This is a genomic window from Sporolactobacillus sp. PKPK-6 (assembly GCF_056678885.1).
This window is the reverse complement of sequence record NZ_JBWXPA010000002.1, coordinates 1,050,198-1,060,891: the sequence shown is the minus strand read 5'-3', so window position 1 is coordinate 1,060,891 and position 10,694 is coordinate 1,050,198. Positions and strand designations below refer to the sequence as shown.

At 39.2% G+C, this 10,694-nt stretch carries 10 protein-coding genes and 1 pseudogene; 4 read left to right on the top strand and 7 right to left on the bottom strand.

Features of this window, described 5'->3' with window-relative positions:
- On the top strand, positions 1-223 hold a 223-nt coding region (locus AC1MBV_RS16015), incomplete at its 5' end, for a hypothetical protein (RefSeq protein WP_480948775.1).
- 885 nt (positions 224-1,108) lie between these two features.
- Here AC1MBV_RS16015 and AC1MBV_RS16010 read toward each other — a convergent pair.
- Complete coding sequence (locus tag AC1MBV_RS16010; RefSeq protein WP_480948774.1) at positions 1,109-1,441, bottom strand: four-helix bundle copper-binding protein; 333 nt, start codon at positions 1,439-1,441, stop codon at positions 1,109-1,111.
- Between the two features lie 217 nt (positions 1,442-1,658).
- On the opposite strand from AC1MBV_RS16010, the gene AC1MBV_RS16005 reads away from it, so the two are divergent.
- Complete coding sequence (locus AC1MBV_RS16005) at positions 1,659-1,805, top strand: hypothetical protein (protein WP_427519747.1); 147 nt, start codon at positions 1,659-1,661, stop codon at positions 1,803-1,805.
- A complete protein-coding gene (locus AC1MBV_RS16000; RefSeq protein ID WP_480948773.1) occupies positions 1,802-3,202 on the top strand; it encodes a multicopper oxidase family protein in 1,401 nt (466 codons plus the stop codon). Before AC1MBV_RS16005 ends, AC1MBV_RS16000 begins: the two co-directional genes overlap by 4 nt.
- Before the next feature lie 660 nt (positions 3,203-3,862).
- Here the strand turns inward: AC1MBV_RS16000 and AC1MBV_RS15995 are convergent.
- The 6 genes and pseudogenes from AC1MBV_RS15995 to AC1MBV_RS15970 all read right to left on the bottom strand — a co-directional run.
- Positions 3,863-4,202, bottom strand: a pseudogene (locus AC1MBV_RS15995) (transposase); the annotation flags it as partial.
- Positions 4,203-4,279: 77 nt separating this feature from the next.
- A protein-coding gene (locus AC1MBV_RS15990; protein ID WP_480948772.1) for an IS3 family transposase occupies positions 4,280-5,399 on the bottom strand; the annotation gives its coding sequence in 2 pieces (ribosomal slippage) (positions 4,280-5,132 and positions 5,131-5,399; 1,122 coding nt in all).
- Positions 5,400-5,784: 385 nt separating this feature from the next.
- The gene (locus AC1MBV_RS15985; protein WP_480948771.1) at positions 5,785-6,669 is read right to left on the bottom strand and encodes an Rpn family recombination-promoting nuclease/putative transposase; all 885 of its coding nucleotides are present in this window, start codon (positions 6,667-6,669) and stop codon (positions 5,785-5,787) included.
- Between the two features lie 308 nt (positions 6,670-6,977).
- Positions 6,978-7,715, bottom strand: a complete 738-nt coding sequence (gene istB, locus AC1MBV_RS15980) for an IS21-like element helper ATPase IstB (RefSeq protein ID WP_480948770.1) — start codon at positions 7,713-7,715, stop codon at positions 6,978-6,980.
- Positions 7,715-9,214, bottom strand: coding sequence for an IS21 family transposase (gene istA, locus AC1MBV_RS15975; protein WP_480948769.1), 1,500 nt, complete (start codon positions 9,212-9,214; stop codon positions 7,715-7,717). The genes istB and istA overlap by 1 nt, the downstream gene beginning before the upstream one ends.
- Positions 9,215-9,298: 84 nt before the next feature.
- On the bottom strand, positions 9,299-9,577 hold the full coding sequence (locus tag AC1MBV_RS15970) for a hypothetical protein (protein ID WP_480948768.1): 279 nt from the start codon (positions 9,575-9,577) through the stop codon (positions 9,299-9,301).
- Between the two features lie 564 nt (positions 9,578-10,141).
- Here AC1MBV_RS15970 and AC1MBV_RS15965 point away from each other — a divergent pair.
- Positions 10,142-10,606, top strand: a complete 465-nt coding sequence (locus tag AC1MBV_RS15965; RefSeq protein WP_480948767.1) for a phage tail protein — start codon at positions 10,142-10,144, stop codon at positions 10,604-10,606.
- Positions 10,607-10,694: the final 88 nt, after the last annotated feature.

Here is a 10,694-nt window from a genome sequence, read left to right as displayed (position 1 = left end):
TGCTGCTGAGCTACAGGGCGTACTTGCTGCTGAAAATATTGTCAAACAACTACATCATGAACCTCTTCGATCATTCCAAGAGGATACACTTTATGTGATGGAACTTGGAAAAGAAGGTGGCATGTTTATTAAACAAGGAACATTAAAATGGACAACGAGTGGCATGATTCCACATATGATGAAGCGAGCGTTTGAAAAATATTACTTACTTAAATTCAGCTAACTATATAAATATCTTTCAGTCAATCCTATGTTAATTTTTATACATCGGTATAAATCAATATTTACCGGACACTCAGGTGCTCCTGATTTTTTACAGAGTATCAACGGAAAGTCTTCCTTTTTATGTCCATGAATAATGTGGGTGTTTTTGCACATCCCCCGAAAAAGGGGAATAGCACCCTGGCATTCACTTAATGGCGGGTGCTAATGTTTCATGATAATAAAGTTGTTAATATAATATATAGTCGATTAAAAAATAATAAAGTCGTTTAAATTTAAAGGTTTATACAACAATCGCGCCCTTATTTGTGGAAGATCGTTATTAAAATTTAAGTACAAGTAATCAAAATGAAAAATAAAAATATATAATCGCTTTATGAAGATTATCATAATGCGATTATAGTTATTTCCGTTCTACCCCGTATTTGCCCCTTTATGGCTCGATCATGCTGAAATTAATATCGCTCAGTTAACTAATACCAGGCTGCTCCGGTCTCCTTCATTTGTTTGATGGAAATAAAAGTAATTTTAAGGAAGCATGAGAGCCTGGAGGGCATGCCAGGTGTTATTAGATGTCTGGCGCTGTTAGGATTTGAATTTTAATTTGTAATGTTTAAAAGGATACTATCAAAGATTAAACAACCTAGATGAAGTTATATTTGGGATGGAACCTACTAACATTTTTTTCTTTATTCTGCGTTTATCAATTTCTTATCCTTGCCATAAATCATCACCTTGTACTCATAATTTCCTCCGCTAGCTCTTTTGCCTCCGGATCTAATGAATTTTATTGATTAGGCATTAAAATTTAGATGAACAACTAATAAATCGTTCACTAAACGACCACCTTCTAGAGCAGGTGGTCGTTTAGTGATGAACGCTGTTTTTAACGAGCCATTTTTCTGCAGGCATCCGCACATTTTCTGCACGATTCTGCACACTTTTTACAATGTTCATGGTGGTGGGCATGTTTCTCACATTCAGTAGCACATGCTTCACAAATCGTTGCACATAATTGACAAATCTGAGAAGAAAATTGACTTCCAGATGCCATGGCTGTTGCAGCAAAACTACAGATATCAGCACATTCACGGGTCAGTCTGATGCATTCTACGACCATTTTGACATCTTCTTCTTTCAAACATGCGTCAAAACAATGATTACACTCTGTCATACAAGCCAGACATTCTTCTATACATTCTTTAAATTGTTGATGCATATTCCATTCCTCCTAAAAAGTTTTGTGGTACGGTCAACATTTTGCCCCTTATGTTTCTTTTTAAACAATGAAAATTAAACTATTAACGGTCTAATTGTGACAATTATGGAACATTACAATTGTTTGTTAGCCCTTGAACTAAGCTAATATCAGTGTTATATATTTAGGCGACTTATATACTTCATTATCTTTTGGGAGATAGAATAGGTGGTTAAAAATGATAACCGTTCTCTCCTTTTTCCATCTATTACAATTAATTATAGCTTTAACAAATGGGGAAGATATTTACGTATTAAGAAATTTCAAGCAAGAATGGGTATGCCAAAATATATTAAATCTTGATAATGGAGGAGATGAAGAATGAAAAATAAGAAATTTATAATATTTCTAGTTTATTTAATCACAGCTCTTGTTTTATCAGCTTGTGCTGGAAAGAATGAAACAGCACCTGAAGATAACGTAGATAAGGAGAATGAGTCAAATGAAAATATGAATATGAATGGAAAAGAGTCCATGGAAGGAATGGATATGGATAAAGACACGACGGAGGAGCATATGAGTCACGATGAGATTATGAGTTTAAACAACTCAACAGGAGAAAATAAATTGAAAATGCCCCCCGTGCTTGAAAGCGATAGTGAAGAAGAAGTTGTATTCACTGTTCGAGCCCAAGAAGGAGAGACTGAAATATTCGATGGTACTAAAACGAAAACGTATGGATACAACGGGGCGTTTTTAGGACCGGTGCTTTGTCTTAGCAAAGGTGATACGGTGAAAATTAGATTGATAAATGAATTGGATGAGGTGACAACTTTTCATTGGCACGGGCTAGAAGTACCGGGGGAAGTAGATGGTGGACCACATAATGTACTGAAACCAGAAGAAGAAAAGGTGATCGAATTTAAAGTGACACAAGAGGCTTCAACATTATGGTTCCATCCCCATCCAAAAGGAAACACCGCTGAACAAGTATACAATGGACTTGCAGGATTGATTTATATTGAAGATGACAATTCAAAGAGTCTGGGATTACCAAATGAGTATGGGAAGAATGATTTTCCCTTGATTTTCCAAGATAAAACATTTGATGATAAGAAACAATTGAATTACAATGCTGCAATGAATGTTGACGGAACAATCGGTGATACGTTATTGGTCAATGGGACGGTGAATCCAAAATTGACTGTAAAGAAAGAAAAGGTTCGTCTTCGTCTATTAAACGGGTCTAATGCGAGGAATTACACATTTAAATTGAATACAGGGGATTCCTTTGTGCAAGTTGCAACGGATGGAGGTTTCTTGAATGCACCGGTGACACTGAAAAAAATTACACTGACACCATCAGAACGGGCGGAAATAGTTGTTGATTTTTCAAAGCTTAATACAGAAAAAGACTTGGCGCTAATAAATGCGGATGGATCGATCCTTTTACCATTTGAGGTTTCTGATCAAAGCGGAGAGGACAGCAGCATTCTGGCAAAGATGAATAATTTTTCAATAACAAAAGAAGAGATGAACTTGCCAGTTACAAAGAAGGTGGAATTCTTTGGGATGATGGACAAGGTAACGATAAATGGAAAGAAATTTGATGCGGAAAGAATTGATTTTACGCAAAAGCAAGGGGTCACTGAAGTGTGGGAATTTTACAATAAACCGGACGCTATGGGAGGAATGATTCATCCAGTCCACATTCATGGAACTCAATTTAAAATAATCTCAAGAAATGGGGAAGAACCACCTGAAAATGAGTTTATGCGCTAGATTCTCTATTCTTCTCCAAGTTCTCTCTGTTGGAATAAAAGCATTTACTGCCTCTTCACCATAAGTTAGACGTGCTTCTTTCCAAATTAATAGGCAATGTAACAAAAACTTGGTATCTTTCATAATAAGTAACTCATTGGTGTAAGATTCTATATTATCTAATAGTCGATTTAATTCTTCCATGAGTTGAATTAACAATAGGTTCCGTGGAATCACGTATTCACATGAATAACAATTAGCTAGCTGCGGATATTTACAATTTGGATGAACAAAGCATTGAGCATGTTCACTTTTAGACGGCAATTTCCCTTTAGACAGCTTTAAAATAATTTCTTTGATTTCATCATAAGAGTAATCTATTAATTTCGAAATAACTGATTGCCTTTTTTGATAAATATCCATTAAATAATCATCCATGTTATTGGTTTTGTTATTTAAAGGAATAAGGGTTAAATGATTCTCTATAAATTTAGAAAGGTTTTCTAAAGCTATTGGAGAAACTTCCTGTCTAATATTTTCAATAAGTTTAGTCCGTTCTTCCATCGTATTATTAATCTCGTTAGATTGAGAGGCATATAAGATAAGATAATTATATAGCCAGCCAAAATGTCCTCTTCTAAAAAGATTGTATGATACACGATTGATCGACCCATCTTTATTTAGTTCCGGATCTTCCCAATCGACTAAAATCAAGCGGTCATCGCGTGACATCGTCGTAGCCAGATTTTTTTTTAAGCCACGAGAGTTCCGTGGTTAAACGACCAACTTCGCCATAGAGTCGGTCAATTTTTTCTTCGTATTCCTCCTGCATCCGGCTCTGATCATTCTGCTTACGATCGAAGAGCTGTGGGAGCTGGTCTAGAGCAGTCTTTTTCCATTGCCGAAGCTGATTGACATGAACACCGTACGCAGAGGACAATTCACTTAACGTCTTTTCCTCTTTCAGAATTTCGAGCACGACTTTGACTTTGAATGTTTGAGAATAAGATTTTCGTTTCATAGATATACCTTAACACATCCTTATTTCGTGTCTGAATTCTTGGGTCCATTATACTCAAGGATGGGGAGAGGACGCACCTACCCCTGGTGATAAACAGAAGCCGGTGTTTGATAACCGAGCGACTGGTGTGGCCGTTCATGGTTATAAAGATTCAGATAGTTGTCAATGCCTCTGCGGGCATCTCTTGGATTTACGTAGTCTTTAAGATAGACTTCCTCGTACTTGACCGAACGCCATAATCGCTCGGTAATAATGTTATCCAAAGCACGATTCTTCCCGTCCATACTGATTTTTACTGATTTTCCCTTGAGAAGATCTAGATAGTGCGGACTCGTGAAATGGCCGCCCTGATCACTGTTCATGATCTCCGGTCTTGCCTGCGTGAGTGCATCGTTAACAGTTTGCGTGATGAGCTCAATCTCCAGCGTCTGTTCCAAGGACCAACTGATGACGTAGCGTGAGTACCAGTCGATAATGGCGGCCAAATACATCCAACCGTGTCTTAACCGAATGTAAGTGATGTCAATACCCCAAACATGATTGGGATGGGTAATGGCCAAATTCCGCAGCAGATAAGGATAAACATACTGATTTCGGTTTCGCCTACTCAGATTAGGCCCAGGATGAATGCCCTGAATCCCCATCTCGCGCATATGACGCTGAACCGCTTTGCGATTGATCATCACTCCTTCCTGGTTAAGCAGATAGGTCATCCGACGAGAACCATAAAACGGGTATTTGGTGTACAACTCATCAAGACGATGCTTGATCATAATCTCCCTAGGCGAGGGCAAAACGGGCTTGTAGTAGAGGCTTGAACGATTCAGCGAGAGAAGCTCCGACTGTTTCTTGATGGGCAGTTCCGGATCTTCCCAATCGACTAAAATCAAGCGGTCATCGCGTGACATCGTCGTAGCCAGATTTTTTTTTAAGCCACGAGAGTTCCGTGGTTAAACGACCAACTTCGCCATAGAGTCGGTCAATTTTTTCTTCGTATTCCTCCTGCATCCGGCTCTGATCATTCTGCTTACGATCGAAGAGCTGTGGGAGCTGGTCTAGAGCAGTCTTTTTCCATTGCCGAAGCTGATTGACATGAACACCGTACGCAGAGGACAATTCACTTAACGTCTTTTCCTCTTTCAGAATTTCGAGCACGACTTTGACTTTGAATGTTTGAGAATAAGATTTTCGTTTCATAGATATACCTTAACACATCCTTATTTCGTGTCTGAATTCTTGGGTCCATTATACTTTAAGATGGTCTTATTTTTTGGCGATCATTGGACAGCGTCCTCGTCAAACTGCGGTCAATAGCCACCGTCATTTTCTGGACATAAATGAGTATCAATAACAATAGAAGGTTTGGAGCTTATTGTTCCATTCGATTCTAGTATTCATCCTTGAGTACTAATCCTTGAGTACTAATCATCCACGATGATACAGGATCTGCGAAACAGAATATTTTGAACGGTAGGATGGATTTGGAAGCGCCACTCACCGTGGTTCGTTCAATTTTTTTAATTAAACAAAAAAGCATCACTCCAACATGGTTTAGGAACGATGCCTGTTCTTTATTTTGCAGTTATTTCTTTAGATTGATGATTTCTTTTATTGATAACCCAGTTAACTCGGAGATGGTGTGGAGATCCATTTGCTTTTGAAGCATGCGCAGCGCCATCTCTTTTTGAGCTTCAATTTTGCCCTCGGTTTTACCTTCAGCCATACCTTCAGCTTTACCCTTCTTCACCCCGCGATCATAGAATGAATTCGGCCATTTGATCACTTGTTCACGCTCATCCTTAGGCAATTCACGGACTTCCTTCATGAGTTGATCCACCTCATTTTCGTTCAGATTTAAATAGGTCTCAAAGAAACCGTTGATCATGCTGCTGCGTGCTTCATCAAGCTGCAAACCAGCCATCTGTCTGAGAAAGGCAAGCCGAACGGCTACACGCTCTTTTTTCTTATAATTCATTTTACTCATCAATGCGGCACTAACAGGATTGTTGCTGTGCATGAATACACGCCAATTCATCTTGCCTAATTCCATCTTTAAAAAACGAAACGTCATGGCATCAAGGAATGGTGTTTTGATGACAAATTCATTGGGTTCATCCCTACCTCCATCATAGCTGAAAATGGCAATAGGTAAAACAGGTTTTCTGAATTTTAGATAAATCATTGAGAAATAGGTGAACATTCGTTGTGGGAAGTGCTCCTGATGCGTATTTTGCGCTTCAATATGAATAATGAGCACGCAATCCTTTCTGTTCTCTTTAAAACGTGTTTCGGCAATCACATCGGCACGTTTCTTATCACCGTCAATGAGATCCGGAAATAATTCTTCAGATAAGAACTTCTTATGCGACAGATCGAGAGCATGGAAGACTTCTGGGAAAAAAGCTTCAAGAAATTCGTCAAAAAAGTTATGCAGCAATTCTTTGAAGAGGCGGTCGTGATCAGTCACTCGATCATGCTCCTTTGGGGAAGGGATTGGATGTGGAGGATAGGCATGAATCTAAAAAATAATTGAAATCATTTTCGTTAGGGCGTAATCAGCAAAAGTACAACGGCTGATTCTCTTGTACGGCCCGATCCATACCGCCAATCAGTGAACGAATTTCCTGTTTAAAATTCACTTCTGGCCAATGAGCGGTCAGCTCGTTTAATCGTGGTGCTACTCGTTGACATTCTTCTACAGACAAGTGTTTTATGCAAGCAAAAAGTGCAGAGAATTGCAGCGAAAAATACATAGGCTTGCGATCCTAAATAGCGTTAAATTTCAGTATCTGTTTTTATTGAAGAGAGGGCATTTTTCAATCGGTAACTTTCTCCTGTAAACGCGATGACATGAGCATGGTGGACCAAACGGTCCACCAAAGCTGAAGTGAGCCGATTATCCCCAAACACTCGATTCCATTGACCAAATTCCAGATTCGAGGTCACGATGACACTTTTGCGTTCATAACAATCTGCGATGATATGAAACAATAATTCGGAACCTTGTTTTTGGAATGGAACGTAGCCTAATTCATCGAGAATGAGTAAATCTGATTTCTCGATTTGGCGCTTCAGTCGACTGAGTGTTCCTGCTTTGAGCGCTTCCTCTAATTGACCGACCAAGTCGGCGACGCGGAAAAAACGAACGTCATACCCCATTTCACACGCTTTGATTCCTAAAGCAGTCCCTAAATGGGTTTTTCCCGTACCCGGTGTTCCCAGAAGCAGTAAATTCTGTTTTTGCTTGATAAACCGAAGATCGTAAAGATCTTTCTTTGTTGTGGTAGCTGGTAAATTGATTTGTTCCGTCCACTCATAGTCTTTTAACCATTTCAGTTCCCTAAATTTGGCTTTTTTGATTAACCGGGCAATCTTTGTCGTTTGTCTCGAACGCACTTCAATGGATAAGCAATCCCTTAAAAACTGTTCTTTGTTGTCAAATGGGACGCTTTCATAGTTGTCGATAAGATGAGCAAGATGTAGCGTTTTACACATCACTTTTAAATCGGTCATTAGGAAACTCCTCCTTCCAGAGAAGGACAAAGCCGTTGATCATAGGTGGCTAAATTGGTCTCATAATTGAGCAGAATGCCAGGCGTATGTTCTTCCTCTATTTTGTCAGGATAAGAAAACGCACTAGCCTCTAAAAAGATGCCAAGCTCATGGGGTGTCCTTTCCAAACGTTCTTCACTAGATAAGATGGTCTGGATTTCCTTTAAATCATATTTTTCTAACAGTTTTCTTAACCCCTTGACGCGGTATTTGACTTCTTCCTTGCGTATCGTCAGATACGCTTGCACGTTGTTGGGCAGGTACTTGAAAAATCGTGAATAACGAACCGAACGCGGTTTCTGTTCCCAATCATTCAGAATATCCTCCCACGGAATCACTCGCGTCGTATTCATGTAAGGACGATCCGATTGATACACAATCTCGCCATCATTCGTGAAACAAATAAACTGATTCCATTCGGCTTTGATGATTAGTGTTTGTTTCATCCGTGCATGATGGATGACAAATCGTTCTCCATCCATCAGGATCTCTCCATACTTATTGAGTTTTGCAGATTTTATCGAGAAGATGGGCAGATCCTTTAGAGGTAACGGTTTCAAATGCTTTTGATCCTCTTTCCACAACACATTGATCCGCTCTTTTTTTTCGTAATGAAGCCGCTCACGATCCTTGCTCATGGCTTGTTGAATCCAGGTAGCCAATTGCGGGAAGTCTTGCATTAATGGGGCAGTTGTGAAAAGATTATTTCTTGTGTATCCCACTTTCTTCTCGACATTCCCTTTTTCATGACCACTGGCAGGATTACAGGGCTGCACTTCAAAGCCATAGTGATTTCTAAATCGGCTGAAAGCCTCTGTGTACGTTCGTTTCGCACCCTTACCCATGGAAACGACTGCCGCAGCCAAATTATCCATTCTCAAATAAGTAGGCACGCCTCCGGCTTGCTTAAAGAGCTGTTTTAAGCCTTCCAAAAAACATTCGGTATTTTCACTGGGCAGAGGATAACCCAGCCCCGCATTACTGTATGGGAAACTTAGAATGAGCAATTTTATATCCTTAAAGGCGCTGTCTTTGACCACCGTCATTGTCCCAAAATCAACTTGCGCTTCACCCGGCGGGTGCTCAAGATGTTCATATCTTCGGTTTTTTTCCTCTTTGATTTGTGGTTTCCGACTTTGAATATAGTCACATACTGTTCGATAAGATCCTGGGAAATTCCATTCATCCCTAAGCTGTTCATATATTTTTTTGTTCGTTCTTCGCTCTTTTTTCTTAAGCTTCAGATCCTCCTCAATCCAGTCATCCACAATTTCACCATAGCTTTCTTCATACATCATTCCTCGCTTTTTAAACTGAAGCTGGGTATCCGACGACTCTCCATCTGCATATTTTTTGACGGTTCGCCAATTACAGCCGGTCTTTTTTGATATTTCATTAATCGATAAATCTTCGCTTTCTCTTAAGTGCTTGATATAATTGATTTCAGGCATTGCTAGCATCCTTTCATTTCCTCCTACTGTTAAGATCGCTCAATCCAAACAGTAGAGGTTATTTTGGGGGCTGGCAAGCCTATTTTTATGCGGTTAAGTTCTGCATAAATTCCCTGCAAAACTCTGTACTTTTATTCTGCCATAAACAGACAAGCTGCCATCACAGTCTGAATGATCAAGCAATGGAATAATTTCATCATCGAAATCAGCAAATGGGGTCGTACCGCCGAACCCCTCCATTTTATTTAAGTCCATACCGATCTCAGAAGCAAGCATTTCTCTGAATTCATGAAAAAGCCCGTATGTCCAATAAGCGTCACAGTGACTGAAATTGAGGCCGATACATATCACTCCTTTTGTCGTTTCTTTCATTATCAAATAAACCTCAAATCAATTGCAAACGACTAAAATGCTGAAAAGGAACCAATGTTGGCGCTTTCTCAGGGCGTAGAAAATATACTTCAGGCCAGATCTATCAAGAAAAAGATTAAAAATGACTAAATTTGCTTTTTGTTATCAACGTTATTCATGTCTTTGTCTTTTCGTCCACGTTAATGTCCGCTTTTTGGATTTTAATTTTTTCAGTTTCTTGATCCCTAACCAGGAAAATATAGAAAAAATGACGAGAAAAAGAGCATAAACATAGGTCAACGGATACAGAATGAAACCGACCAAAGACCTTGTGTTCATTTTTGAAATAAACGTCTGGTAAGGATTGCTTTCGTTATAGCGAAGTGTAATGATTTGAAGCTCGTTTATGACGAAACAGTATCGCTTTTTAACATGATTTAGGGGTATTCTATATCCATCAAGTGAAGAAGATAAGTACTTGATTAAGCGATTCAGTGTTTGAGATTAGGCTGTGAAACGACAAGGTTTTTTGCAAAATGTAGATTCTAGTTATTAGAAAATAAAGTGATCAAAGGAGAGATGGAAATGTCTTATATCGTTGATTTTAAAAATGTATCTACGGTTGGATTAGAGTCTTCACCTGTAGCAGAAACGCTTGCTGGTTTACGTGCTAATGAGGCTCGGTATTTTATGAACAAATACAAGCATGAATTTACGGTTGTACCGGCTAGTGAAAGCCAGGAGACTCTTGACTACGTGAACCGAATTTTGAAAGAAGAACGTGATCTTGAATTTGCGGCCAAGCCTCTCGAAACATCACGTTTTCAAGTGGAAAATATCAAATTTGCCTACGTCTTTTATGAGGACGGCCTTGAGGTTAACGTTATGTATACGGTTGATAACCCTAAGAAGCGGGCCGTTGGTTTTAAGCTTTCTGAAGGGATGGAGATCCCCAAGGAGTTAGAAGAAAAATTTAAGTTTGCTCGGCAGAAGTCGAAACTTGCTGGAACGATTCGGGGTTCGTTTTTTGTCATAAAAAGAGAATATTAAAGTAAGCAAAAGTAAAAGTGGAGGAATTCAGCCATTTTTCGCACTGGGGCATTCATTGTATTCCTTGAATTGTGTGAGAATATTATCT

Coding starts and splice junctions, on each gene's coding strand:
- AC1MBV_RS16010 (WP_480948774.1), bottom strand. CDS start 1,441: ATGCATCAACAATTTAAAGAATGTATAGAAGAATGTCTGGCTTGTATG.
- AC1MBV_RS16005 (WP_427519747.1), top strand. CDS start 1,659: ATGATAACCGTTCTCTCCTTTTTCCATCTATTACAATTAATTATAGCT.
- AC1MBV_RS16000 (WP_480948773.1), top strand. CDS start 1,802: ATGAAAAATAAGAAATTTATAATATTTCTAGTTTATTTAATCACAGCT.
- istB (WP_480948770.1), bottom strand. CDS start 7,715: ATGACCGATTTAAAAGTGATGTGTAAAACGCTACATCTTGCTCATCTT.
- istA (WP_480948769.1), bottom strand. CDS start 9,214: ATGCTAGCAATGCCTGAAATCAATTATATCAAGCACTTAAGAGAAAGC.
- AC1MBV_RS15970 (WP_480948768.1), bottom strand. CDS start 9,577: ATGAAAGAAACGACAAAAGGAGTGATATGTATCGGCCTCAATTTCAGT.
- AC1MBV_RS15965 (WP_480948767.1), top strand. CDS start 10,142: ATGTCTTATATCGTTGATTTTAAAAATGTATCTACGGTTGGATTAGAG.